The organism is Agromyces ramosus (assembly GCF_030817175.1).
Lineage (GTDB): Bacteria > Actinomycetota > Actinomycetes > Actinomycetales > Microbacteriaceae > Agromyces > Agromyces ramosus_A.
Map to the genome: position 1 here is coordinate 1,743,761 of NZ_JAUSYY010000001.1, position 25,235 is coordinate 1,768,995.

25 protein-coding genes, 2 tRNA genes and 1 pseudogene are annotated in these 25,235 nt (G+C 66.4%); 15 read left to right on the plus strand and 13 right to left on the minus strand.

Features of this window, described 5'->3' with window-relative positions; genetic code table 11:
* The first annotated feature begins 20 nt into the window (after positions 1–20).
* Both QFZ26_RS08185 and QFZ26_RS08190 read left to right on the plus strand, forming a co-directional pair.
* The gene (locus QFZ26_RS08185; protein WP_307041013.1) at positions 21–1,349 is read left to right on the plus strand and encodes an aminotransferase-like domain-containing protein; all 1,329 of its coding nucleotides are present in this window, start codon (positions 21–23) and stop codon (positions 1,347–1,349) included.
* A 17-nt stretch (positions 1,350–1,366) separates the two neighbouring features.
* Positions 1,367–2,326, plus strand: a complete 960-nt coding sequence (locus QFZ26_RS08190; RefSeq protein ID WP_307041015.1) for a D-alanine--D-alanine ligase family protein — start codon at positions 1,367–1,369, stop codon at positions 2,324–2,326.
* A 54-nt stretch (positions 2,327–2,380) separates the two neighbouring features.
* On the opposite strand, the gene QFZ26_RS08195 is transcribed toward QFZ26_RS08190, so the two are convergent.
* The 10 genes from QFZ26_RS08195 to rpmH all read right to left on the minus strand — a co-directional run bounded on the left by QFZ26_RS08195 (position 2,381) and on the right by rpmH (position 9,696).
* Complete coding sequence (locus tag QFZ26_RS08195; protein ID WP_307041017.1) at positions 2,381–3,361, minus strand: ParB/RepB/Spo0J family partition protein; 981 nt, start codon at positions 3,359–3,361, stop codon at positions 2,381–2,383.
* Positions 3,361–4,278, minus strand: coding sequence for a ParA family protein (locus QFZ26_RS08200; RefSeq protein ID WP_307044997.1), 918 nt, complete (start codon positions 4,276–4,278; stop codon positions 3,361–3,363). The genes QFZ26_RS08195 and QFZ26_RS08200 overlap by 1 nt, the downstream gene beginning before the upstream one ends.
* A gap of 1,260 nt (positions 4,279–5,538) precedes the next feature.
* Positions 5,539–5,949 (minus strand): VOC family protein, encoded by a 411-nt coding sequence (locus QFZ26_RS08205; protein WP_307041019.1) that lies wholly within the window; start codon positions 5,947–5,949, stop codon positions 5,539–5,541.
* A 9-nt stretch (positions 5,950–5,958) separates the two neighbouring features.
* Complete coding sequence (locus tag QFZ26_RS08210; RefSeq protein ID WP_307041021.1) at positions 5,959–6,399, minus strand: helix-turn-helix transcriptional regulator; 441 nt, start codon at positions 6,397–6,399, stop codon at positions 5,959–5,961.
* 243 nt (positions 6,400–6,642) lie between these two features.
* Positions 6,643–7,272, minus strand: coding sequence for a 16S rRNA (guanine(527)-N(7))-methyltransferase RsmG (gene rsmG, locus QFZ26_RS08215; RefSeq protein WP_307041023.1), 630 nt, complete (start codon positions 7,270–7,272; stop codon positions 6,643–6,645).
* A gap of 16 nt (positions 7,273–7,288) precedes the next feature.
* Positions 7,289–7,783 (minus strand): Jag family protein, encoded by a 495-nt coding sequence (locus QFZ26_RS08220; RefSeq protein WP_307041025.1) that lies wholly within the window; start codon positions 7,781–7,783, stop codon positions 7,289–7,291.
* A 3-nt stretch (positions 7,784–7,786) separates the two neighbouring features.
* Complete coding sequence (gene yidC, locus QFZ26_RS08225) at positions 7,787–8,746, minus strand: membrane protein insertase YidC (protein ID WP_307041027.1); 960 nt, start codon at positions 8,744–8,746, stop codon at positions 7,787–7,789.
* Between the two features lie 9 nt (positions 8,747–8,755).
* Entirely contained in the window at positions 8,756–9,154 is a 399-nt protein-coding gene (gene yidD, locus QFZ26_RS08230) for a membrane protein insertion efficiency factor YidD (protein WP_307041029.1), read from the minus strand.
* Between the two features lies 1 nt (position 9,155).
* Positions 9,156–9,551: a ribonuclease P protein component gene (gene rnpA / locus QFZ26_RS08235; protein ID WP_307041031.1), complete on the minus strand. Its 396-nt coding sequence runs from the start codon at positions 9,549–9,551 to the stop codon at positions 9,156–9,158.
* A 7-nt stretch (positions 9,552–9,558) separates the two neighbouring features.
* Positions 9,559–9,696, minus strand: a complete 138-nt coding sequence (gene rpmH, locus QFZ26_RS08240; protein WP_075972541.1) for a 50S ribosomal protein L34 — start codon at positions 9,694–9,696, stop codon at positions 9,559–9,561.
* Positions 9,697–10,123: 427 nt separating this feature from the next.
* On the opposite strand from rpmH, the gene dnaA reads away from it, so the two are divergent.
* The 10 genes and pseudogenes from dnaA (at position 10,124) to QFZ26_RS08290 (ending at position 20,863) form a co-directional block, all read left to right on the plus strand.
* Positions 10,124–11,542, plus strand: coding sequence for a chromosomal replication initiator protein DnaA (dnaA, locus tag QFZ26_RS08245; protein WP_307041043.1), 1,419 nt, complete (start codon positions 10,124–10,126; stop codon positions 11,540–11,542).
* Between the two features lie 464 nt (positions 11,543–12,006).
* A complete protein-coding gene (gene dnaN, locus QFZ26_RS08250; RefSeq protein ID WP_307041045.1) occupies positions 12,007–13,155 on the plus strand; it encodes a DNA polymerase III subunit beta in 1,149 nt (382 codons plus the stop codon).
* Between the two features lie 121 nt (positions 13,156–13,276).
* Positions 13,277–14,462: pseudogene (recF, locus tag QFZ26_RS08255) on the plus strand (DNA replication/repair protein RecF).
* The gene (locus tag QFZ26_RS08260) at positions 14,455–14,952 is read left to right on the plus strand and encodes a DUF721 domain-containing protein (RefSeq protein ID WP_307041047.1); all 498 of its coding nucleotides are present in this window, start codon (positions 14,455–14,457) and stop codon (positions 14,950–14,952) included. The pseudogene recF and the gene QFZ26_RS08260 overlap by 8 nt, the downstream one beginning before the upstream one ends.
* Before the next feature lie 123 nt (positions 14,953–15,075).
* Complete coding sequence (gene gyrB, locus QFZ26_RS08265) at positions 15,076–17,088, plus strand: DNA topoisomerase (ATP-hydrolyzing) subunit B (protein WP_307041049.1); 2,013 nt, start codon at positions 15,076–15,078, stop codon at positions 17,086–17,088.
* A gap of 79 nt (positions 17,089–17,167) precedes the next feature.
* Positions 17,168–19,693 (plus strand): DNA gyrase subunit A, encoded by a 2,526-nt coding sequence (gyrA, locus tag QFZ26_RS08270; RefSeq protein ID WP_373460754.1) that lies wholly within the window; start codon positions 17,168–17,170, stop codon positions 19,691–19,693.
* 6 nt (positions 19,694–19,699) lie between these two features.
* Complete coding sequence (locus QFZ26_RS08275) at positions 19,700–20,104, plus strand: DUF3566 domain-containing protein (RefSeq protein ID WP_307041053.1); 405 nt, start codon at positions 19,700–19,702, stop codon at positions 20,102–20,104.
* A gap of 64 nt (positions 20,105–20,168) precedes the next feature.
* Positions 20,169–20,242 (plus strand) — tRNA-Ile (locus tag QFZ26_RS08280).
* A 46-nt stretch (positions 20,243–20,288) separates the two neighbouring features.
* Positions 20,289–20,361 (plus strand) — tRNA-Ala (locus tag QFZ26_RS08285).
* 55 nt (positions 20,362–20,416) lie between these two features.
* Entirely contained in the window at positions 20,417–20,863 is a 447-nt protein-coding gene (locus QFZ26_RS08290; RefSeq protein WP_307041055.1) for an NUDIX hydrolase, read from the plus strand.
* A gap of 151 nt (positions 20,864–21,014) precedes the next feature.
* On the opposite strand, the gene QFZ26_RS08295 is transcribed toward QFZ26_RS08290, so the two are convergent.
* Positions 21,015–21,263 carry a hypothetical protein gene (locus QFZ26_RS08295; protein ID WP_307041056.1) on the minus strand — a complete coding sequence of 83 codons (249 nt, stop codon included), beginning with the start codon at positions 21,261–21,263 and terminating at the stop codon, positions 21,015–21,017.
* A gap of 597 nt (positions 21,264–21,860) precedes the next feature.
* Entirely contained in the window at positions 21,861–22,391 is a 531-nt protein-coding gene (locus QFZ26_RS08300) for a hypothetical protein (RefSeq protein WP_307041058.1), read from the minus strand.
* Between the two features lie 119 nt (positions 22,392–22,510).
* Between QFZ26_RS08300 and QFZ26_RS08305 the strand changes: the two genes are divergently transcribed.
* Both QFZ26_RS08305 and QFZ26_RS08310 read left to right on the plus strand, forming a co-directional pair.
* The gene (locus QFZ26_RS08305) at positions 22,511–23,050 is read left to right on the plus strand and encodes a peptidylprolyl isomerase (protein WP_307041060.1); all 540 of its coding nucleotides are present in this window, start codon (positions 22,511–22,513) and stop codon (positions 23,048–23,050) included.
* 7 nt (positions 23,051–23,057) lie between these two features.
* Positions 23,058–23,924: a rhomboid family intramembrane serine protease gene (locus QFZ26_RS08310; protein WP_307041062.1), complete on the plus strand. Its 867-nt coding sequence runs from the start codon at positions 23,058–23,060 to the stop codon at positions 23,922–23,924.
* A 190-nt stretch (positions 23,925–24,114) separates the two neighbouring features.
* Here the strand turns inward: QFZ26_RS08310 and QFZ26_RS08315 are convergent, their stop codons facing one another.
* Entirely contained in the window at positions 24,115–24,354 is a 240-nt protein-coding gene (locus QFZ26_RS08315; protein WP_307041064.1) for a cell division protein CrgA, read from the minus strand.
* Between the two features lie 71 nt (positions 24,355–24,425).
* Between QFZ26_RS08315 and QFZ26_RS08320 the strand changes: the two genes are divergently transcribed.
* Positions 24,426–25,235 carry a class E sortase gene (locus tag QFZ26_RS08320; RefSeq protein ID WP_307041065.1) on the plus strand — a complete coding sequence of 270 codons (810 nt, stop codon included), beginning with the start codon at positions 24,426–24,428 and terminating at the stop codon, positions 25,233–25,235.

Consider the following 25,235-nt stretch of genomic DNA (forward strand, 5'->3'; position numbering starts at 1 on the left):
GAAATCCTGAGCAGAACGGAATGGCAGTGACTTCTGACGGCCTCCCCCAGCGGACCGGCAACAATCTCGACCCCTGGTACGCGAATTACGCCGAGCGAGCCGCCGGGCTCGCCGCCTCCGAAGTCCGAGCCCTCTTCGCCGTCGCCTCACGTCCCGAGGTAGTGTCGCTCGCCGGCGGCATGCCGTTCGTGTCGGCGCTGCCGCAAGAGCTCATCGTCTCGTCGATGCAGAAGGTCATGCGGGAGCAGGGTCCGGTTGCGCTGCAATATGGCTCTGGTCAGGGCATTCCCGCGCTTCGTGAGCACATCCTCGAGGTGATGTCGCTCGAGGGAATCCGCGCGTCGGTCGACAACGTCGTCACGGCGACCGGATCGCAACAGGCGCTCGACCTCGTCGCGAAGCTCTTCATCGATCCGGGCGACGTCATCCTCGCCGAGTCGCCCAGCTACGTCGGCGCGCTCGGTGTCTTCCGGTCGTACCAGGCGAACGTCGTGCACGTCGCGATGGACGCCGACGGGCTCATCCCTGAGGCGCTCCGCCAGACGATCGCCCACCTCCGCGGTCAGGGTCGGCGCATCAAGTTCCTGTACACGGTCCCGAACTTCCACAACCCCGCCGGCGTGACGCTCTCGGCCGAACGACGACCCGAGATCCTCGAGATCTGTCGCACGAACGAGATCCTCGTGCTCGAAGACAACCCGTACGGTCTCCTGCATTTCGACGAGCCGGCGCCGAACGCGTTGCGTGCCCTCGATCCCGACGGCGTCATCTACCTCGGCTCGTTCTCGAAAACGCTCGCACCCGGATTCAGGGTCGGCTGGGCACTCGCGCCGCACGCCATCCGCGAGAAGCTCATCCTCGCTGCCGAGTCGGCGATCCTCTCGCCGAGCTCATTCAGTCAGCTCGTCGTGTCCGAGTATCTCTCGAGCACCGATTGGCGCGCCCAGATCGACACCTTCCGCGGCGTCTACCGTGAGCGCAAGGACGCGATGATCGAGGCACTGGGGGAGCACCTGCCGCAGTTGTCGTGGACGAACCCGAACGGTGGATTCTATGTCTGGGTCACGATGCCCGACGTGCTCGACTCCAAGCAGATGCTGCCTCGTGCAGTCAAGGAACTCGTCGCGTACACGCCCGGCACCGCGTTCTTCGCCGACGGCAGGGGGCGCCACGCGATGCGGCTGTCGTTCTGCTATCCGACGCCAGAAGCCATCCGCCTCGGCATCCGCCGCCTGGCGACCGTCGTGAACGGCGAACTCGATCTGCTCGACACGTTCGCTGGAACCGGCACCCTCCAATTGCCGCCGAGTGTCGGCTACGACTCCGCCCCGCCCTCCGATCTCAAGTAGTGGAGAGACACCTGATCATGAGTGATTCCAGCGCCTTGTACGTCGTCGTTCTCGCGGGCGGAATCTCGCATGAGCGCGATGTCTCGCTCCGTTCCGGCCGGCGAGTCGCCGACGCACTCACCTCCGCAGGTCATCGGGTGGTCCTGCGCGATCCGGATGCCGCACTGCTGCCGTTCCTCGCGGAGGAACGGCCAGACGTGGTGTTCCCTGCCCTGCACGGCTCGAGCGGCGAAGACGGGTCGCTCCTCGAGCTGCTCGCGGCGTTGGGTGTGGCGACGGTCGGCTCGTCGGGTGCGGCGGCGCGCCGCGCGTGGTCGAAGCCGGTCGCGAGTTCCCTGCTCGCCTCGGCCGGAATTGCAGTACCCGAGTCGATCGTGTTGTCGCACGAGGCGTTCCGTGAACTCGGCGCGTCGAGCGTGCTTCGGGTCGTGCGCGCCTCTCTCGAGGGCGATCTCGTGGTCAAGCCGGCATCGGGCGGATCGGCGCAGGGCGTCACCATCGTCCAAGACACGAACGACCTGGCGAGGGCGATGGTCGAGGCCTTCACGTATGACGACGTGGCGGTCGTCGAGCGCCGCGTCCTCGGCACGGAGATCACGGTCGCCGTCATCGACACCGGCGATGGCCCGGTTGCGCTCCCGCCCGTCGAGATCGAGCCCACAACGGGCGTCTACGGTTTCGAGGCGCGCTACAACGCGGGCGAGACGACGTTCTACGCGCCCTCTCGCCTCGATGCGTCCGCGATTGCTGCGGCATCCGACGCGGCAGTGCTCGCGCATCGTACGCTCGGCCTTCGTGATCTCTCCCGCGTCGACTTCATCGTCGACGGCAGCGGGCGGCCGTGGTTCCTCGAGGCCAACGTGCTCCCGGGACTCACCGAGACCTCGCTCGTGCCGCTCGCGATCGAAGCGTCGGGGACAGATGCCGCAACGGTCTACAGCGCTCTCGCCCGGGCAGCGTTCGCCCGCCGCGACTGACCTGCGAACAGGGTGTTTTCAGTTGCACAGGAGCCATCCTGAGCGTGTGAGCCGTCAGACGCCTTCGAGTTCCTCGCCGAGATCCGTGAGAATCCTGCGCAGGTCCTGAACCGTCGCGAAATCGATGCTGATCTGGCCTTTTCGAGACCCGAGCGCAATCTTCACGCGCGTGTTCAGGCGGTCGCCGAGGCGGGTCGCGAGGTCGTCGAGGAAGTCCTGTCGCTTGCCCGCGGAAGGCTTCACTCGCGACGGCTTGGGCTCCTTCGTCGCGATGGCTTCAGCGGCTCGAACTGAGAGCTCTTCGTTCACGATCTTGTCTGCAAAGCGCTGCATCTCATCTGCCTCGCCGAGCGAGAGGATGGCGCGTGCATGTCCCGCGCTCAGGACGCCGGACGCCACGCGGAGCTGTACCGGCTCCGGCAGCTTCAGCAGCCGGAGCGTGTTCGAGATCTGCGGTCGCGACCGGCCGATGCGGGAGGCGAGTTCCTCCTGCGTGATTCCGAAATCGGCCAGCAGCTGCTGGTAGGCCGACGCCTCCTCCAGGGGGTTGAGCTGGGATCGATGCAGGTTCTCGAGGAGCGCATCACGGAGCATGTCCTCGTTCGCGGTGTCCTTGACAACCGCCGGAATCGAGTCGAGGCCAGCCAACTTCGTCGCGCGAAGACGGCGCTCGCCCATGACGAGTTCGTACTTGCCGATCAGGTCGGGGTGTGGACGCACGACGATCGGCTGCAAGACACCGAACTCGCGCACGCTGTGGACGAGCTCGGCCAGATCCTCAGGATCGAAGTTGCTTCGCGGCTGCTGCGCGTTCGGCAAGATGTCATTCGGATCGAGGCGAGCCAGGTGAGCTCCGGGCACGGTGATGAGTCCCTCACCGGCTGCGGCCAGTTCGACCGCGGCCATCGCCGTGGCGGGCGGTGCCTCGCTGTCTGGGAAGAAGACGTCGACCGGGCGAGCCGCCCGGGAGTTGTCGTCGCCGCCCGGGATCAACGCGCCGATTCCGCGGCCGAGTCCGGTTCGCTTCGTTGCCATCAGTGGGACTCCTCGGGCTTGGGGGCGCCGCGTCGCGCAATCTCGGCGGCGGCCTCTCGATACGACAACGACCCGCTCGATGCGAAGTCGTAGCTGATGACGCTCTGCCCGTAGCTCGGCGCCTCGGAAACGCGCACCGATCTCGGGATGATCGTTTCGAGCGTCTGAACCGGGAAATGGTCGCGAACCTCTTGGGCGACCTGTTGGGCGAGGTTGGTGCGCGAGTCGTACATCGTCAGCAGGATCGTGGACAACCGCAGGTCGGCGTTCAGGTGCTTCTCGATGAGCTCGATGTTGCTCAGCAGCTGCGAGAGGCCCTCGAGGGCGTAATACTCGCACTGGATCGGGATCAAGACCTCGCGCGCTGCGACGAACGCATTGATGGTGAGGAGGCCGAGTGACGGTGGGCAGTCGATGAACACGTAGTCGTACGGACGCTCCATCGATGCGAGATGCGTGTCGAGGGCCCGGCGGAGGCGCTGCTCGCGTGCGACGAGCGAGACGAGTTCGATCTCGGCTCCGGCAAGGTGGATGGTCGCGGGCACGCAGTCGAGGTTCTCGTGCTCGGTGGACGGTCGGACCACCTCGCCGAGTGGGAGGTCGGCGACCAGCACCTCGTACACGCTCCGCTGCTCGGAACGATGATCGACCCCGAGGGCGGTCGAGGCGTTGCCCTGCGGGTCGAGGTCGACAACGAGCACGCGAGCGCCCGCGCGCGCGAGGGCAGCGGCGAGGTTCACCGCTGTCGTCGTCTTCCCCACGCCACCCTTCTGATTCGAGATGGTGAGGATTCGCGTCGCCGCCGGGAGCGGCAGCACAGCCTCATCGAGCGCGACCCGTCGGCGCGTCTCGTCGGCAAGTTCGTAGGCCAGGGGAGTTCCTCCGTAGTCGTGCGATGTTTCACGTGAAACATCGATATCTTCCCGCACTGTGTCAGCTGCGACGTCATCGTTCTGGCGTGTTGGTGTCGTCGCCACGCGATCGGGGGCTGGTGATTCCTGAGGCGCCACGGCGTCGGGCGGCACTTGATCAGCGGATGCCGGGTCGGGGTTCTCCGAGAGTGGGGCCTGAACCGATCCATCCACGTCGACATCTGCGGCAGCGTCTGCGACGCTCGCCGGCCGACCCTTCGGCGTCGCGGCATCGATGACCGATGAGGCGGGCCGTTCGGAGCGTACCTGGCGCGGCACCACCTCGGTCTTGGGCGACGTGGAGTCGGTGGAATCCTCGGGACGCGACGGGTGCAGTGACGACGCGGTCTCGGCGACTGCATCGCCGACGATCTCACGGATCAGGTCTTCGAGGAGCCGATCGCTCATCTGGGTACCGGCGGCGGACGGTGAAGAAGCTGCCGGCGTGACGGAATCCGGCTCGTCGCTGAGCGCTGCCGCGGTCGCCGCATCCCAATCGATGCCGGGACGCGGCGTGGAGAACGCCGTTGGTTCCGCGGATGCGGCTGTGGAGTTGGTGGACGCCGAAGCGTCGGTCTGGACGTGCGGTGAGGCAACCGCGTCAACCGGCGCCGGGACCGACGCGGGGGGAGCGACAGCCGGAGATGCAAGGGGCGTGACGGGAGGTCTGGCGTCGGCTCGGTCGAGCTCAGGAGTCGCGCGCCGCTGCTCGGGACTCCACTCGAGATGGTCCCGTACGACGTCGCTCCCCGGCTCGGCTGGCGGGGGAGTGGTCGGCGAAGATTCCGCTGTCGGCGACGGTGGGCCGGGGGCGACGGTGCTGTTCACGTGCACGGTGCCCGGCATCGGCTCTTCGGTGGCGGGCTGGGAGCGCTTGCGGTGGAACCATCCGCGTCCCGCGCCCTGTGCCATACCCAAAACTCCAAATCGCTGCGAGCCCCCATGGTGTTCGCGAACGATTCCACTCGCCCGACTCGCGTGTCCAGCCTAACTGCCCGCACTGTCCCCGACGTGGAGTTCACGCGATGTCGCGCCCATTCACACTGAATGTCCGGTGGGTGGGCACTCTTGCTTCGCATGTTTCACGTGAAACGGCACGGACGGCGTGCTAAGCGGCAGCTACGGCCGCGCCCCAACCTCTGTTTCACGTGAAACATGCTTCCGACACTCGACCAAAGGCATGCCGCCCGTCGCCGCCCCGTGCACGCGTCCTTGAGCGACGGAGATGAGCTGATCTCTCGCTGCCATCGACCCCGGTGGGTGGGCTCAGGCCTTCGGTGCCTGCGCGATGCGGACGGTGTTGCCCGACGGGTCGCGGAATGCGCAGTCGCGCGGGCCCCAACCTTGGTCCATGGGCTCTTGGAGCACCTCCGCGCCCGATGCCCGCACCCGCTCGAAGGTCGCGTCCACGTCGTCGGAGCGGAACACCATCAGCGGCAGGACCCCCTTGGTGAGGAGTTCCTGCAGCGCGTCACCATCGGCCTGCGAGCGACCGGCGTGGGGCACTGAGAGCACGATGCCCAGTCCGGGCTGCGCGTCGGTGCCGAGGGTCACCCAGCGGAACTCTCCGGAGGACACATCGTTCTGCAGGTCGAGGCCGAGCGCATCGCGGTAGAAGGCGATGGATTCGTCGACGTCGTTGACGGTGATGTTCGTGTACTGGAGTGCAATGGTCATGCTTCGACGTTACGCGGCCGCCTCGGGGGTCGCTTCTCCGATTCTGCTCGAAGCGTTGCGGGCCGGACGGGTGCGCATCTTGGCGACGAAGGGAGGCATCGCCATGACCACGTCGTGCTCGTGGCTGCGGTACTCGGTCGGCGTCTCGCCGACGATCTCGGTGAACCGAGAACTGAACGACCCCAATGACGTACATCCCACCGCCATGCACGCGTCGGTCACGCTCACCCCGACCCGAAGCAACGCCATCGCACGCTCGATCCGACGGGTCATCAGATAGCTGTATGGCGTCTCCCCGTACGCGGCTCGGAACTGGCGTGAGAAATGCGCGGGCGACATGAATGCCTTCAGCGCCATCGTCGGTACATCGAGCGGCTTCGCGTACTCACGGTCGATGAGGTCCCGGGCGCGGCGCAGATGAGCGAGGTTCTCGAGCTCCTGCGGAGTCATGATCACACGGTATCACCGGCGCACCCGGCCCCCGAGGCATGGGAGGCCCTGGCCGATGCGGGGCGCCCCATGCGACTGATGCCACCAACGTGATGGCGAGACATCGGGTCGAGTATGGCGACCGTCGAACTGGGACCCGCGGTTCTCAGCCCATCGAGCGCCTCATGTTTCACGTGAAACATCGGCGACGTATGGGTGCCAACCGGCCAGCATCACGCGCACGTTGAGCGCGTCGTGCCGAACTCAGTCGACGGTCGCGCGGAAGACCCTGGTGACCTCTGACAGGATGCCCTCGCCGAGCACGAGCACCTCGATGTCGTGCACGTGATGCTTGCGGAGGACCTTCTCCGCAGCGTCGACCTCGCGCTCGACGCTGGCGCCCTTCATGAGCACCAGCTCGCCAGCGGGGCGGAGCAGGGGAGCGGTCAGGGGAATCAACGTGCGAAGAGCGCTCACCGCTCGTGCCGTCACCTGGTCGAGCGAGTCGAAGAGCTTCGAGTCCTCAGCCCTGGCCCGCACCACCGTCACGTTCGAGAGCTCGAGTTCGGCCGCCTGTCGCTCGAGCCATGCGACTCGGCGTTCCATCGGCTCGATCAGCGTGAACGAGACATCCGGCCGGATGATCGCGAGTACGAGTCCCGGCAACCCGGCACCTGAGCCGACGTCGCCCACGCGGCCCGGACGGAGGAGTGGTGCGACGAGTGCGCTGTTCAGCACGTGTCGCGTCCAGAGGCGCGGGAGCTCGAGCGGACCGATCAGGCCCAGCTCCTCACCGTGCCGTGCGAGGGCGGCGGTGAAGGCGCGCCCCGCATCGAGGTGGTCACCGAAGAGCTGTGCCGCGGCGGCCGGCTCGGGCTCGAGTCCGTCGGTCATCGTCTCAGGTGACGGGTCAGCCGCGGGTGATGACCGTGTGACGGTCAGCACCTTCGCCGCGAGACTCCGAGTGGAAGCCGTGTTCGGCGACGAGGTCGTGCACGAGCTTGCGTTCGTACGACGACATCGGCGGCAGGGATGCTTCGGCGGCGCCGCCCTCGATGCGCTCGACCGCGCGGGTCACGAGACCCGCGAGCTCATTGCGCCGGGTGTCGCGCGAACCCCCGATGTCGAGGATCAGGCGGGAGAACACGCCCGTCTTCGTCTGCACCGCGAGGCGAGTGAGCTCCTGAAGCGCGCTGACCGTCTCGGGCTTGGAGAGCAGGTTCAGGTTTGCGCCGTCGCCGGCGTTCACCGATACATACGCGCGACCGTTGCGGGCGTCGATGTCGATGTCACCATCGAGATCGGTGATGTCGAGCAGCTCCTCGATGTAGTCGGCGGCGATATCGCCCTCCTCCTCGAGTTGGGCGTTCGATCGGAGCTCTGGTTCGTGCTGCACGTCGGTCATGGTCTACTTCCCGCTCTGCTTCTTCGCGCGCGCCTTGCTGACAGGCTGCTGGCGCTGGGTCTTCTTGGGTTCTTCGACAGCGACGGCGCTGTCCTGCTTCTCGTCGACGACGAGCTTGCCCTTCTTCGCGAGGCGGGCCTCGCGGGCCTTCGCAGCCTCACTCCCGGGAGTCGGCATGTTGCGGATCACGACGAACTGCTGCCCCATGGTCCAGAAGTTCGAAACGAGCCAGTAGAACATCACGCCGATCGGGAAGGCGACACCCGAGAACGCGAAGACGAGCGGGAGCAGGTAGAGGAGGATGCGCTGCTGACGGAACATCGGGCTCGCCTTGGTCTCGGGCGACATGTTCTTCGAGACGATCTGCAGCTGAGTGATGAACTGCGATGCCGTCATCAGCACGATCATGACCGATGCGACGACCATGGTCTGCCACGGCTGTCCGCCGTTGTTCCACGCCTCGATGAAGGTGGAGCTCAGTGGTGCTCCGAGGAACACCGCATGCGCGAACGAGTCGGCGAGTTCCTGGCTGAGCGCGCCCACGCCGGGCTTGTCGTGCACTGAGGCGTCGTTGAGCACCGAGAACAGGCCGAAGAAGATCGGCATCTGCAACAGCAGCGGCAGGCACGAGGAGAGTGGGTTCGTGCCGGTCTTCTTGTAGAGCTCCATCGTCTCGCGAGACATCGCCTCGCGAGAGAACTGGTCCTTCTTGCCCTTGTACTTGTCCTGGATCTTCTTGAGCTGCGGCGCCACCTCGAGCATGCGGCGCTGGTTCTTGATCTGGCGAACGAAGATCGGGATGAGCGCCGCGCGCACCACGATCACGAGGCCGACGATCGAGAGGACCCACGTGATGCCCGAGTCGGGATCGAGCCCGACGAACGTCCACAGCGAGTGGAAGGCGACGAGGATCAGTTCGATGACCCACTTGATGGGCCAGAGGAGCGTGCCGATGAGATCCATTGGGGCGGGTCAGTCCTTTCGGGACACGGTGGGGGAGGAGAACGTGAGCACCGCGTCGTCGCGGTGCGAGCTTGCGGGGGATGATGCGGCGGTGGCATCCGCGGCTCGAAGGCCGGCGGGAACGACCCAGCCGAATGGGGTGACGCGGTAGCGGTTGTGCTTCGGTGCACGAACCTCGTCGATGCCGCCCGCCGACCATGGGTTGCACCGAAGGATGCGCCAGGCGGTGAGCAGTGCGCCGACCAGCAGCCCGCGTTGCTGCACGGAGCCGAGGCCGTATGCCGAGCACGACGGGTGATAGCGGCAGACGTCGCCATAGAGGGGAGAGATCACGCTGCGATAGCCGCGGATGACCAGGACTCCGAGATTGCGGGGGATGAGCGCGATGAACAGCAGGGAGCCGAGCACGTCAGGCGCCCTTCGTCGCGGCGGGCGAGTCGGGTGAATACGCGTCTGCCGCGCCCGGCGCCTTCGACCGCCGGTGCAGCACAGCACCCAGCACGTCGGCACGGAGCGCCGGCCAGTCGGCGATCGCCGCTGACGGCAGTGCTCGCACGACCACGTCGACCCCGCCGACGCCTTCGCCGAGCGCCTCATGGCACGCGGCCTTGAGTCGACGTCGAACCAGGTTGCGGCGCACGGCGCCACCGACCTTCTTCGAAACGATGAAGCCGAAGCGTGCCTCGGAACCCGACTCCCGTGAACGCAGATAGCTCACGGTGTGGGCACCGACGACCTTCGCACCTCGGCGCACGATGACTCGATAGTCGTCGGCGCTCGTGATGCGATTCGCTTTGGCGAGCACCGAGAGACTATGCGGAGAGTTCGGTGCGACCCTTGCCGCGACGTGCCGACAGGATGGCGCGGCCCGCGCGAGTACGCATGCGAAGGCGGAAGCCGTGCTTCTTGGAGCGACGACGGTTGTTCGGCTGGAAGGTGCGCTTGCTCATTCTTCTTCTCCGGCTGTCGGATCTCCTCGGCCGGCTGAAGGTTGCAGCGCGACGTCGGGAAAACTGGGTGCCCGCAAGGGGCTGGGGTCAACTGATTAAAACTACGGCCTCGCGGCCTCCGGGTCAAACCGAACAGGGTCCGGACCCGTCGCAGTCCAAACGACACAGTATCCTCCGAAGCTCGGCGTCCCCTGTGGAACGACACGCCGGCGTCATCGAATCCCCGAATCGGCATTTGTCGGAAGGGCCTTCATTGGATAGCGTTTGAGACCAGTTATCCCCAGCCTCGCTCGCGGAATCTCGGGCCTCTTGCCGAATCTGCCCACAGGGGTGGATAACACTGTGAACTCTCGCCTCGCGCCGCTTGCTCCGTCGATCGGGGGATCGATGAGCGGCAGACCTGGCACCGGATTTGAATCGGGGAACGATGACAGAACAGCCCATATCCGACACGTGGGCGACGATCCTCGATCGACTGTCAGACGACGAAGCGATCACTCCGATGCTCCAGGGGTTCCTGAGCCTGGTCGAGCCGAAGGGCATCGCGGCGGGCACCTTCTACCTCGAGGTCCCGAACGACTTCACTGCGAGCATGCTCAACCAGCGAATGCGGGTCTCGCTGCTCTCCGCGATGAGCGTCGTCGAGGCACCGTCGCCCGTGACCTCCTTCTACGTCGTCGTGAATCCCGAGCTCGAAGAGGCGCGCACGCTCGAACCGCAGGCGGGGTTCGCCGACGGGCTCGACCCGGTCGAGCTGCCGGCCTCTCCACAGTCGGTGTTCGAGAACACGAATCCCGTGGCATCGCGCGATACGCGCCTCAACCCGAAGTACGGCTTCGACAGCTTCGTCATCGGCCAGTCCAACCGCTTCGCGCACGCCGCCGCGGTCGCCGTCGCCGAGGCGCCGGCGAAGGCGTACAACCCCCTCTTCATCTACGGCGACTCCGGCCTCGGCAAGACGCACCTCCTGCACGCCATCGGCCACTACGCCATGAGCCTGTATCCCGGCATCCGGGTGCGGTACGTCTCCTCCGAGGAGTTCACGAACGACTTCATCAACTCGATCGCCAACAACCGCGGCTCGCTCTTCCAGCAGCGCTACCGCAACATCGACATCCTCCTGATCGACGACATCCAGTTCCTGCAGGGCAAGGCCGAGACGCAGGAGGCGTTCTTCCATACCTTCAACACCCTGCACGACCACAACAAGCAGGTCGTGATCACGAGCGACGTGCCGCCGAAGCACCTCACCGGCTTCGAGGACCGCATGCGCAGCCGTTTCGAATGGGGCCTGATCACCGACGTGCAGGCGCCCGACCTCGAGACCCGCATCGCCATCCTCCGTAAGAAGGCGCAATCCGAGCGGCTCCAGGTGCCTGACGAAATCCTCGAGTACATGGCCTCGAAGGTCTCGAGCAACATCCGTGAGCTCGAGGGCACATTGATCCGGGTCACCGCGTTCGCGAGCCTGAACCGCACGCCGGTCGACATGCCGCTCGTGCAGACGGTGCTGAAAGACCTGATCACGGATGACTCCGACAACGTCGTCTCACCCGTCGACATCATCACGGCAACGGCCGACTACTTCAAGCTGACCGTCGACGACCTCTACGGCTCGAGCCGCTCGCAGGCGGTCGCCACGGCCCGCCAGATCGCGATGTACCTCTGCCGTGAGCTGACGAGCCTCTCCCTGCCCAAGATCGGCCAGCTCTTCGGCAACCGCGACCACACCACGGTGATGTACGCCAACAAGAAGATCTCGGAGCTCATGAAGGAACGCCGATCGATCTACAACCAGGTCACCGAGCTCACCGCCCGGATCAAGCAGACGAGCCGCTACCGCTGAGCCGCCACCTTCGCCGGAGCGCGTCTCCGGTCGCATTCACGTGCCCGCGAACGGCCTGCAGCGGCCATGCACGACGATCTCAGGTCGATTCCCACAGTTGTGGAGAACCTGTGGATTGTTAACGAGCAACCAGCCTCTGCCTGTTGAGACGGAGCCCCAGCCTGTGCAGAACGCTGTCAGGTGATCGAGTCGCGCTCGAGGCATCCGACCGCATCCCCACACACTGTGCACAGGTCGGATGCCGCGCCATCGGCGTCGTTCCGCGGATCGCATGACGCCATCCACAGTTTCCACAATGGTTAACACTGTTAAGAGAGAACTGTTTAACTGGGGAATCCAAGAACCTCGACGATCGCAGCGTCTCGGAGGGCCTTCGTGCCACTCGACGAGAGAATCGCTCGTCGCCGGAATCCGCTCTGCGGATAGCATGGGAGCCACCCAGCGACATCCACGACGGGAGAACCGTGAAGTTCCAGGTCAACCGCGACGTTTTCAGCGAGGCTGTTTCCTTCGCCGTGAAGCTGCTACCGCAGCGCACGACCCTTCCCATCCTGTCGGGGGTGCTCATCCGGGCGAACGACGACGGCCTCGTGCTCTCCTCGTTCGACTACGAGGTGTCATCGCAGACCGAGATCCAGGCCGACGTCGAAGAGCCCGGAACGGTCCTCGTGTCGGGGCGCCTCCTCGCCGAGATCGCAGGCCGCCTGCCGAACGCGCCCGTGCGCGTGGCCACCGAAGAGAGCCGCATCTCGGTGACCTGCGGGTCTGCGAGCTTCACGCTCCTCTCGATGCCGGTCGAGGAATACCCGTCGATCCCCGAGATCGGGGCCGAGTCCGGAGTCGTGCCGGCCGAGGAGTTCGCCGCGGCCGTCGCGCAGGTCGCGGTCGCGGCATCCCGCGACGATGTCACCCCGGTCATTACGGGCGTGCAGCTCGAAGTGCGGGAGAACAACCTGAGCCTCGTCGCCACCGACCGTTACCGGGTGGCCGTGCGCGAGCTCGACTGGGACGGCGGCAGCGTCGCGAGTGAAGAGACGATCACCGCACTCGTACCCGCGCGCACGCTGCAGGAGGTCGGCAAGACATTCGGCCACTCCGGCAACATCTCGGTGGCCATCACGAGCCGCGACGACCGCGAGCTCATCGCGTTCAGCGCCGAGAAGAAGACCGTGACGTCGCTGCTCATCAAGGGAAACTTCCCGCCCGTGCGCCGGCTCTTCCCCGAGACCGTCGACAACTACGCGGTGATGAACACGGCCGAGCTCATCGAGGCGACCCGCCGCGTGTCGCTCGTTCTCGAGCGCGAGGCGGCGCTGCGTTACAGCTTCTCGGCCGATGGGCTCATCCTCGAGGCGATCGGCAGCGAGCAGGCCCAGGCATCCGAGACCATCGACGCGATCCTCACGGGCGACGACACGGTCGTCTCGCTGAAGCCGCAGTTCCTCCTCGACGGGCTCGGGGCGGTGCATTCCGAGTTCGTGCGCATCTCGTTCACGAAGACCGAGAACCCGAACAAGCCGGGCCCCGTGCTCATCACGAGTCAGTCGTCGCGAGAGCAGGCGGGAGCCGACAGCTACCGCTACCTGCTGCAGCCCAACCTGCTGCTCCGCTGACTCCGAACCGTCCACGCGCGGTGGTGTTCATCGAGCGGATGCCCCGCACTCGCGAGGCCCGCTGCAAGGTCGGTGGCACGGGGTAGCGTTGATCGGGTTCGAGTGTCGAAGGGAGCCCAGCGTGCACGTCGCCCGCCTCTCGCTCATCGACTATCGCAACTACGAGCGCGCCGACCTCGACCTCGGTCCCGGCGCCACGGTGTTCGTCGGCCGAAACGGCCAGGGCAAGACCAACCTGGTCGAGTCCATCGGCTACCTCGCCACACTCGGCTCCCACCGCGTCACGGGTGATCAGGCGCTGATCCGCGCCGGAGCCGATGCCGCGATCGTGCGCGCACTGCTCTCGCACGGCGACCGTGAGCTGCTCGTGGAGCTCCAGCTCAACCGGCAGGGCGCGAACCGGGCGCAGCTCAACCGTTCACCGGTGAAGACGCGAGAGCTGCCGCGGTATGCGCATAGTGTGCTGTTCGCGCCCGAAGACCTCGCGATCGTGCGCGGCGAGCCATCGGTGCGGCGTCGGATGCTCGACGAACTGCTCGTGCAGCGCACCCCGCGACTCTCGGGGGTCATGGCCGATTACGACCCGCGTGCTTCGGCAACGCAATTCGCTGTTGAAGAGTGCACGTGCTCGAGGGCTCGCCGCCGACAAGCTCTCGACGCTCGACATCTGGGACGAGCGTCTCGTTGCGCTCGGTTCCGAACTCATCGACCAGCGCCTCGCCCTGGTGGCCGAGCTCACCGATCCGCTCGCCGCGGCCTACCGTTCGATCGTCGACGCCGACCACGCCCCGGGGTTGCGGCCGCTGCTCTCCATCGACGGCGCCGACCCCGACGAGGAACCCGGCGGCCCCGTGGCCGCGCAGCGCACCGACGCGGGCGACACCCGTACCCGCTTCATCGAGGCGCTCCGGCAGCTCCGACCGAAAGAGCTCGAGCGCGGCGTCACCCTCGCCGGTCCGCATCGCGACGACGTCGTGCTGCTCCTCAACGGGCTTCCGGCGAAGGGATACGCGAGCCACGGCGAATCCTGGTCGTTCGCACTGGCGCTCCGGCTCGCCTCCGCCGAGCTCCTGCGCCGCGATTCGACCACCGGAGACCCGGTGCTCGTGCTCGACGACGTGTTCGCCGAGCTCGACCGGTTGCGTCGCGAGCGGCTCGCCGTCGCAATCGCCGGCTTCGAGCAGGTGCTCGTCACCGCCGCTGTGCTCGAAGACGTGCCCACGCCGCTCACGGCGCGAGTCGTGCACATCGAGGCGGGCGAGATCGTCGACGGATTGGTCGCTGCGAACGGGGCATCCGATGCCTGAGGCGTCCCGGTCCGAGGCGGCCCGCGTCTACCAGCACTTCCGTGAGATCTTCGGCGGAGAGCCGCGCGTTCGCTCCGGTCGCGCGAGCCGCGTTCGCGCGCGTGAGATCTCGGGGAGCGAGCCGTTCAGCCCCGGGCGTGATCCGAAGCCGCTCGCCGACACGATCGATGTGCTCAGCCACCAGCTCGGCTGGAGCGGCCCGCTCTCGCAGCACGAGGTGCTCGCCTCGTGGGCCGACATCGCCGGCGAGGAGACCGCGAAGCACTCGGAGCCCATCGCCATCGAGGGCGGTGTGCTGCAAGTGCGCTGCGAGTCGACGGCATGGGCGACCCAGCTCCGCATGATGCGGACGCAACTCGTCACCGAGATCACCCTGAGGTTCCCCGGCGCGGCCATCGAGACGATCCGCTTCCAAGGCCCCGACGCTCCCACTTGGAAAAGGGGCCCCAGATCGGTTCCAGGGCGTGGCCCACGCGATACCTACGGTTAACCAGACGAAAACGGTCACTCCCACTGTGTCATCGCCTGAGATCGGCGATTTCCGGCAGAGTCGACCTCCCGGTTTGATAGGATCAAGGGTCGCCAGAATGACGGTCAGGAGCCCGATTCACACATGACAGCGGAACCCACGAAGGCCCAGCAGTCGCCGGCATACGGTGCTGATGAGATCCAAGTACTCGAGGGCCTCGAAGCGGTTCGCAAGCGGCCGGGCATGTACATCGGCTCGACGGGGCCACGAGGCCTCCACCATCTCGTCTACGAGATCGTCGACAACTCCGTCGACGAGGCGCTTGCGGGTCACGCCACCCAGATCGACGTGACGATCCTGCCCGACGGCGGAGTGCGCGTCATCGACGACGGCCGCGGCATCCCTGTCGACATCCACAAGACCGAGGGGCGCTCCACGGTCGAGGTCGTGCTCACCGTGCTGCACGCCGGCGGCAAGTTCGGCGGCGGCGGCTACGCCGTCTCGGGCGGGCTGCACGGCGTCGGGTCATCCGTCGTCAACGCCCTCTCCTCGCGCCTCGATGTCGAGGTCCGACGCCAGGGCTCGGTGTGGACCCAGTCGTACACCGTCGGCGTGCCCGACGCCCCGCTCATCGAGGCGGGCCCGAGCGACGAGACCGGCACGACCATCACGTTCTGGCCGAGCCCCGACGTCTTCGAGACGGTCGAGTTCGACTACGAGACGCTCCGCGCCCGGTTCCAGCAGTACGCGTTCCTCAACAAGGGCCTGCGCATCACGCTCACCGACGAGCGCAGCGGCCACACTGAGATCGATCCCGAAGACACTGCGGCGTCCGAGACCGTTCCTGCCGGACCCCGCACCAATTCCTACCTCTATGAGCGCGGCCTGGTCGACTACGTCGAGTACCTGAACCGCTCGAAGAAGAACGACGTCGTCAACGACGAGATCATCTCCTTCGAAACCGAGGACACCGAGCGCAAGATCGCGCTCGAGGTCGCGATGCAGTGGACGACGTCGTACACCGAATCGGTGCACACCTACGCGAACACGATCAACACGCACGAGGGCGGCACGCACGAAGAGGGCTTCCGCGCCGCGCTCACGACGCTCGTGAACAAGTACGCCCGCGAGAAGGGCATCATCAAGGAGAAAGACGACAACCTCTCGGGCGATGACGTGCGTGAGGGGCTCACCGCCGTCATCTCCGTGAAGCTCGCCGAGCCGCAGTTCGAGGGCCAGACGAAGACGAAGCTCGGCAACACCGAGGCGAAGTCGTTCGTGCAGAAGGTCACCGCCGACCAGCTCGGCGACTGGTTCGCGCGCAACCCCACGCAGGCGCGCGACATCATCCGCAAGGCGATCCAGGCGGCGACGGCCCGCATCGCGGCCCGTAAGGCCCGCGAGGCGACCCGCCGCAAGGGGCTTCTCGAGTCGGGCGGAATGCCCGGCAAGCTCAAGGACTGCTCGTCGAAGGATCCCTCGCTGTCCGAGATCTTCATCGTCGAGGGCGACTCGGCCGGCGGCTCCGCCGTGCAGGGCCGAAACCCCGAGACTCAGGCGATCCTCCCGCTGCGCGGCAAGATCCTGAACGTCGAGAAGGCCCGACTCGACCGTGCACTCGCCAACAACGAGGTCCAGGCCATGATCACGGCGTTCGGTGCCGGCATCGGTGAGGACTTCAACACGGAGAAGGCCAGGTACCACAAGATCGTGCTCATGGCCGACGCCGACGTCGACGGGCAGCACATCACCACGCTCCTGCTCACGCTGCTCTTCCGGTACATGCGGCCGCTCATCGAGCTCGGCTACGTCTACCTCGCGCAGCCGCCGCTGTACCGCCTGAAGTGGTCGAACGCCGATCACGAGTACGTCTACTCCGACAAGGAGCGCGACGCGCTCTACGAAGCCGGAGTCGCGTCGGGCAAGCGAATCCCGAAAGACAACGGCGTGCAGCGCTACAAGGGTCTCGGCGAGATGAACCACCAGGAACTCTGGGAGACCACGATGAACCCCGAGACCCGCACGCTGCTGCAGGTCACCATGGACGATGCGGCAGCCGCCGACGAGATCTTCTCCACCCTGATGGGCGAAGACGTCGAGAGCCGCCGCAACTTCATCCAGAAGAACGCGAAGGACGTGCGTTTCCTTGACATCTGATGTGATCAACCCCGGCGAAGAGGGCTACGAGGGCCCCGGCGTGCACGGCAGGATCGACCAGGTCGACCTGCAGCTCGAGATGCAGCGCTCGTACCTCGACTACGCCATGAGCGTGATCGTGGGCCGTGCCCTGCCCGAGGTGCGCGACGGCCTCAAGCCCGTGCACCGACGCGTGATCTACGCCATGTACGACGGCGGCTACCGGCCCGACAAGGCGTTCTCGAAGTGCGCACGCGTCGTCGGCGACGTCATGGGGCAGTTCCACCCCCACGGAGACACGGCGATCTACGACGCGCTCGTCCGCCTCGTGCAGCCGTGGAGCCTGCGATACCCGCTCGCGCTCGGCCAGGGCAACTTCGGCTCGCCGGGCAACGACGGCGCGGCCGCCCCCCGGTACACCGAGACCAAGATGGCCCCCCTCGCCCTCGAGATGGTCCGTGACATCGATGAAGACACCGTCGACTTCCAGGACAACTACGACGGCCGCACCCGCGAGCCGGCGATCCTGCCGGCGCGGTTCCCGAACCTCCTCGTCAACGGCTCGGTCGGCATCGCCGTGGGCATGGCCACCAACATCCCGCCGCACAATCTCCGCGAAGTGGCATCCGGTGCCCAGTGGTACCTCGAGCACCCCGAGGCCAGCCGCGAAGAGCTGCAAGAGGCTCTCATCCAGCGCATCAAGGGCCCCGACTTCCCGACGGGCGCTCAGATCCTCGGCGTCAAGGGCATCAACGACGCCTACCGCACGGGCCGCGGTTCGATCACGATGCGCGCCGTCGTCGCCGTCGAGGAGCTGCAGGGTCGCACCTGCCTCGTCGTCACCGAACTGCCGTACCAGGTGAACCCCGACAACCTCGCGATCAAGATCGCCGATCTCGTGAAAGACGGGAAGATCGGCGGCATCGCCGACATCCGCGACGAGACTTCCGGTCGCACCGGACAGCGCCTCGTGATCGTGCTGAAGCGCGACGCGGTCGCGAAGGTCGTGCTCAACAACCTCTACAAGCACACACAGCTGCAAGACAACTTCGGCGCGAACATGCTCGCGATCGTCGACGGCATCCCGCGCACCCTCTCGATCGACGGCTTCATCGCGCACTGGGTCGATCACCAGATCGACGTCATCGTGCGACGCACGCAGTTCCGCCTGAAGAAGGCCGAAGAGCGCATGCACATCCTGCGCGGCTACCTCAAGGCGCTCGACGCGCTCGACGAGGTCATCGCGCTCATCCGTGCCTCGGCCACCGTCGACGACGCACGCGACGGCCTCAGGGGGCTCCTCGAGATCGACGACCTGCAGGCCGACGCCATCCTGGCCATGCAGCTGCGCCGCCTCGCTGCGCTCGAGCGACAGAAGATCATCGACGAAGCCCTCGAGCTCGAGTCCCAGATCACCGACTTCCAGGACATCCTCGCGCGCCCCGAGCGCCAGCGCGCGATCGTCTCGGAAGAGCTCGCCGACATCGTCGCGAAGTACGGCGACGAGCGCCGCACCCACATCATGCCCGGCTACGACGGCGACATGGCCGTCGAAGACCTCATCCCCGAAGAGGAGATGGTGGTCACGGTCACGCGCGGCGGCTACGTGAAGCGCACGCGCAGCGACAACTACCGCTCGCAGCACCGCGGTGGCAAGGGCGTGAAGGGTGCGCAGTTGCGCGCCGACGACGTGGTCGAGCACTTCTTCGTCACGACCACCCACCACTGGCTCCTCTTCTTCACGAACATGGGCCGGGTGTACCGCGCGAAGGCGTACGAGATCCAGGAGGCCGGCCGCGACGCGAAGGGCCAGCACGTCGCGAACCTGCTCGAGATGCAACCCGACGAGCAGATCGCCGAGATCCTCGACATCCGCGACTACGGCGTGGCGCAGTACCTCGTGCTCGCCACCCGCGACGGCCTCGTGAAGAAGACCTCGCTCGAGGAGTACGACACCAACCGCTCGCGCGGCGTCATCGCGATCAAGCTCCGCGAGGGCGATGAGCTCGTCTCGGCGATGCTCATCGACGAGCACGATGAGATCCTGCTCGTCTCGAAGAAGGGCATGTCGCTCCGCTTCGAGGCGACGGATGCCGCGTTGCGGCCCATGGGCCGGTCGACGTCGGGTGTCATCGGCATGCATTTCCGTGCGGGCGACGCGCTGCTCGAGGCATCCGTCGTGCCCGGTACCGGTCCCGACGCGGCCGACGCAGCTGAGATCACGACGGACCCCGCGACCGGGGCCGAGGCGGAGGCCGACGACCGGCGCTACGTGTTCGTCGTGACCGAGGGCGGCTACGCCAAGCGCACCGCCGTGGCCCAGTACCGCTTGCAGAACCGCGGCGGCCTCGGCATCAAGGTGGCGAAGCTCAACGAGGATCGTGGCGACCTCGCGGGCGCCCTCATCGTCGGCCACGACGACGAGGTGCTGGTGGTTCTTGCCAGCGGCAAGGTGGTACGCTCTGACGTCGCCGAGGTTCCCGCCAAGGGCAGGGACACGATGGGTGTCGTGTTCGCGAAGTTCGCGGACGACGACCGGATCATCGCCATCGCGAAGAATTCCGAACGGAATCTCGTGGAGGAGGCCGCCGAGAACGAAGCGGCCGAGCCCGCCGGAGAGGAGTAACCGTCTATGAGTAGCGTTGCCGAGAAGCTGGCCCGCAAGTCGAACCGGAAGCCGCCTGCCAAGCAGGTGCGTCTGCGGCTCGTCTACATCGACTTCTGGTCGGCGGTGAAGCTGTCGTTCCTCGTGGCCGTGTGCCTCTCCGTCATCACCATCGTCGCGACGTTCCTGATCTGGACGGTGCTGAATTCCACCGACATCTTCAACCAGCTCAACTCGCTCGTGCGCGACATCGCCGGCACCGGCGGAGACCTCTCCGCGATCCTCTCGCTCGGCAACGTCATGGGCTTCGCGGTCGTATCCGCGCTCCTCAACCTCGTCGTGACGACCGCACTCGGCGCCATCATCGCGGTGCTCTACAACCTCAGCGTGAAGATCACCGGTGGCATCCTCGTCGGCTTCACCAACAACTGAGGTTCAGGGCGGCTCGATTCGGAGAATCGTGCCCGGTCGGGTAGTCTGACTCTCGGCCAAATTCGGGGATATAGCTCAGGCGGTTAGAGCGCTTCGCTGATAACGAAGAGGTCCGAGGTTCAAGTCCTCGTATCCCCACACCGACAACTCCACACAACCAAACGGATGCCCCAGGCATCCGCACGGGGCCTTAGCTCAGTTGGTAGAGCGCCTGCTTTGCAAGCAGGATGTCAGGAGTTCGAATCTCCTAGGCTCCACAGTTCACGGTCCTACGGCGTCTGATCGCCGCACCCGCGCGAGTAAGGTGACGGGATGGATATCCGCATCGGCGCGTACGGGGTGATCATCCGCGAGGGTGAGATCCTGCTGTCCCATTGGAACGAGTACGGGCGCTCCGGCTGGACCCTGCCGGGTGGTGGTATCGAGGGTGCCGAGCACCCGGCGGTCGCCGCGCGACGTGAGATCTTCGAGGAGACCGGATACGAGGCATCCGTCGACCGCCTGCTCGGCATCGACACGATGGTGGTGCCGGCGGCGAAACGGCATACCGGCGCGTCACCGCTCTACGCGATGCGGGTCATCTATCGCGCGAGCGTCGTCGGCGGCGAGCTGCGCAATGAGGTCGGCGGTTCGAGCGACGAGGCGAGGTGGGTGCCGCTCTCAGAGGTGTCGGGGCTCAAGCGAGTGAGCCTGCTCGACATCGCGTTGCGAATGAATGACGCTGAGCCTGCCGACGGCGTGCCCCCCGCGGCGCCCTGACCGAGCGACGGCGGCGTCGACAACGCACCGGCCGCAGTGGCCGGTGCGCTCTCGACGCCGCCGTGCACAGCCGAGGCCTCCGCGGTTCGCTCGCCCATCGTCGACGGGGTCGCGATCCGCGGAGGCTCGGTGATATGGGTGCCCATGCCGATCACACCAGCGGCGTGGCGAGGGCGACGCGTCGCTGCACGTCGTCGCGCGCCAGGGTGGCGAGCTGGGCGGCCTGGCGACGGAGCTGTACCGCCTCTGCGGTGCGTCGTTCGTCTTGACGACGGCTCCACGCGAGGAGCGCGAGGCCGGTGCGCAGCGCCAGACGCTGGCGCAGTTGGCGTGCCTGGGCACTGAGAGCGGTGGCCTGACCCTGTTGAGTCGAGCCGGCGGTGAGCGTACTCGTATTCATTTCACTTGCTTTCATGTGTTGTGTGACGGTGCACCGGGCGGTGCGGGGATGCGCGCACGTCGGCCGTGGCCTGCGGAGCGCGCGGAGGTGAGATGCACGGGGCTCGAGCAGAGGAGTGAGCACCGTTGGTGCGCGACCGAAGCCGCGGGCCGCTGTCGCGTGACCGGTTCATCCGAGCGCCCGCGGGGCGGGTGACGAGGATCGTCGACGGATGTCGCGGCAACTGCCGCAGGGTCACGCCACGAGGGCGACGATGGCCGTCAGACGCGCGAAGGCGTGCGGCCGGGGCGGAGAACTAGCAGGCCCGGGAGGCGAGGAGGATCGCCGACTCGGCTGCAGTGAATGCTGGGACGAAGATGTGCTTCATCATTTGGGGATCAACTCCTCTCTCTGTTTCGGTGGGTTTGACACCGAAAAATGACACTAGCGGTGTTCTCACGTCAACCGCAAGGTGAATTCACAGATTCATCGAAAATCAGTGCGAGCACTGAGTGACGCGACCTTCGCCCGGCTCGATCGACGTCGCCGGAGACGACGAATGGCCCCGCCGTCTGGCGGGGCCATTCGAGAAACCTGAGGATCAGGTCGCAGTCGGTGTTACAGCGGCGGCGTCGTGCCCGCAGTCGTCGACGGCATCGGCTCATCGTCGGCGACCCACAGCTCGTCGTCGGCGCGGAACGTCTGCCACACGGCGTACGCCACGCCGGCTGCAGCGACGACGCCGGCGCCGATCGCCAGATAGGTGCCCACGCCGGGACCCTTCTTGCGCTCGACCACAGCGGCAGCACGCGGCGAGACGCGCTCGACCGCCCGGCGAACGCGCGCGTCGTTGGCGATGTCGCCGATCGACAGCACCGAGCCGAGCACGTTGCCCACCGAGCGCTCGACCGTGTCGCCCGCGCTTCGTGCGAAGCGACCGGCCTGTTCGACCCCAGGTCGTACGTAGCTCTCATAACCCGTGCGAACACGCGGGACGACCTCTTCGCGAGTGAGCTGGCCGAGCTGACGGCTGGCCTCCCGAGCGACAGCGTTTGCATTCTCGAGCACGTGCTGCTGGTTCCCCCAGAGTTCCTCCGCCGCGCTCTGCAGTCGCTTGAGTTCCTTCCGGCGCTTGCGTGACAGACTCATCTCGACCTCCATCGTTGTGCAGCGAACTCCTCCATCTTGCCACCGAACGGGCTGGAAACGGGGTGGGAGTCGGAATCCCGCATGCCGGTTGACGAATCCGCCCGTGACAGAATAAGGACATGCCGATTCACACCGCTGTCGCGACGCTCAACACCAACCACGGCCCGATCAAGGTCGACCTCTACGGGCACCACGCTCCGAAGACCGTGAAGAACTTCGTCGGCCTCGCGACCGGAGAGATCGAGTGGACGCACCCGGCGACCGGCGAGAAGTCGAACGACCCGCTCTACGAGAACATCGTCTTCCACCGCATCATCCCCGGGTTCATGATCCAGGGCGGCGACCCGCTCGGACAGGGCACGGGCGGCCCCGGCTACCAGTTCGACGACGAGATCAACTCCGAGCTCGACTTCACCGAGCCCTACGTGCTCGCCATGGCGAACGCCGGCATCCAGATGGGTCGCGGCACCAACGGATCGCAGTTCTTCATCACCGTGGGCCCCACCACGTGGCTGCAGGGCAAGCACACCATCTTCGGCAAGGTGACGGATGCCGCCAGCCAGGCCGTGGTCGACAAGCTCGCGTCCGTTGCCACCGACGGTCGCGACCGGCCTCTCGAAGACGTCGTCCTCGAGAGCGTCACCGTCGAGCAGGTCTGATCCGTCGGTGAGCGACGCCGGGCCTGATCGCGCGAACTTCTGCTACCGGCATCCCGATCGGCAGAGCTTCATCCTGTGCCAGCGGTGCGGGCGCACGGTCTGCCCCGAGTGCCAAACCCAGGCACCCGTCGGGGTCATCTGCCCCGAGTGCATGCGTGAGCAGCGGGCCTCGGCGCCGCGTACCAAGCCGGCCGTCGTCACGCGCATGCGGTCGGCGACCGAGCGCGGCGCGCCGGTGGTGACGTATTCCCTCATCGGCATCACCGTGTTCGTCTACCTGCTGCAGTGGGTCATCCCAGGCCAGGTGGTCACCAATGAGCTGTTCTTCAGCCCGGTCTTCATGACCGAGCTGGCGTTCGAGCCCTGGCGCGCCCTCACGTCGGTGTTCCTCCACTCGACGTCGCTGATCTTCCACATCCTGCTGAACATGTACACGCTGTGGATATTCGGGCGACTGCTCGAGCCGATGCTCGGTCGCGCCCGATTCGTCGCGCTGTACCTGATCAGCGGGCTCGCGGGCTCGGTGGGCGTCGTGGCCTTCGCCGTGCCCAACTCGCCGGTGCTCGGGGCATCCGGTGCCATCTTCGGCCTCATGGGCGCGTTCGTGGTGATCCAGCGGCGACTCGGTGGCAACATGACGCAGCTGTACATCCTGCTCGCCATCAACCTCGCCATCGGGTTCATCCCGAACGCGAACATCTCGTGGCAGGCGCACCTCGGCGGCCTCATCGGCGGCGCGCTCGTGGGCCTCATCCTCGTCGAGACGCGCGAGCGTTCGCGGCGGGGCGTGCAGATCGGCCTGCTCATCGGGCTGACCATCGCGCTCATCGCCATCGGCATCTTCGTCGCACGCTGGAAGATCGGTGCGTTCTGAGTTATCCACAGGACTCTCCACAGCTGGGGAGAGTTACACGCCTGTAGTTGTGGCCAGTTCAGGGGACACGGGCCGCAGCTGATTGTCGACACCTGTGGAAAACCGCGCGTCGAACGCGGCGCCAGCGCCGGACATGCGAATGGGCGGATGCCGCAGCATCCGCCCATTCGTGCGTGTCAACCGGAGTCGGTCAGCGCCAGCGGGTGGTCATGAGGAAGCCGATGAAGGCGATGCCGAAGCCGATGAGGATGTTCCACGAGCCGAGATCGGCGATGGGGAAGCGACCCTGGCTCACGTAGAAGACGATGATCCAGGCGAGTCCGAGCAGCATGAAGCCGAACATGACGGGCTTGAACCACACGGGGTTCGGGGCCTCTTCGCCGCTCACCTGTTCTGCGCGCGCGGGCTTCGATGATTTCGTACGTGCCATGCGGGCGATTCTATCCGAGTGCGGCGGGCTCGCACACCGCGGCCGAAGATGCGCCGAGTAGAATCGCGGATATGTCCGAGTCGCTGCCCGAAGCCCACCGCGCGCGCGGTCGCGGGCCGAGGGCGCCGCACGAACCAGGTGAGCACCCGCGAGTGAGTGTGGTGGGAGTGCTGGGCGAGCTGCTGCTCACGGCCGGCGTGCTCATCCTGCTGTTCCTCGGCTGGCAGCTCTGGTGGAACGACGCCATCATGGCCGGGCAGCAATCGAGCGCGGCATCCGACCTCAGCGCGAAGTGGACGGAAGAGGAGCGGGCCGCTCGCGGCGACGCGCCGCCCCCGGCGCCGGCCGATTACGGCGAACCACTCGTCGACACGACCCGGTACGACAACGGCGACGCGTTCGCCGTCATGTACGTGCCACGCTTCGGCGAAGACAGCCAACGGAACATCGCCGAAGGCTACGGTCTCGACGTGCTCAACAGCTTCGACCTCGGCGTGGGTCACTACCCCGACACGCAGATGCCGGGCGAGGTCGGCAACTTCGCCATCGCAGCGCACCGCAGCGCGTACGGCGGCGGCATGCACGAGATCGAGCAGCTGCAGCTCGGCGACGCGATCTACATCCAGACGAGGGACGGCTGGTACACCTACCGGTTCCGCGACTTCGAGTACGTCACGCCCGACACGGTCGATGTGCTCGCGGCAGTGCCTCACCATCCCGAATTACAGCCCACCGATCGCATCGTGACGCTCACGAGCTGCAACCCCCTGTATTCGACGGCCGAGCGCATCATCGCCTACGGCGTGCTCGAGTCGTGGCAGCCGATCGCCGCGGGCCCGCCGGCCGAGATCGCCCCCATCGTCGCAACCTGGGAGAGCTGA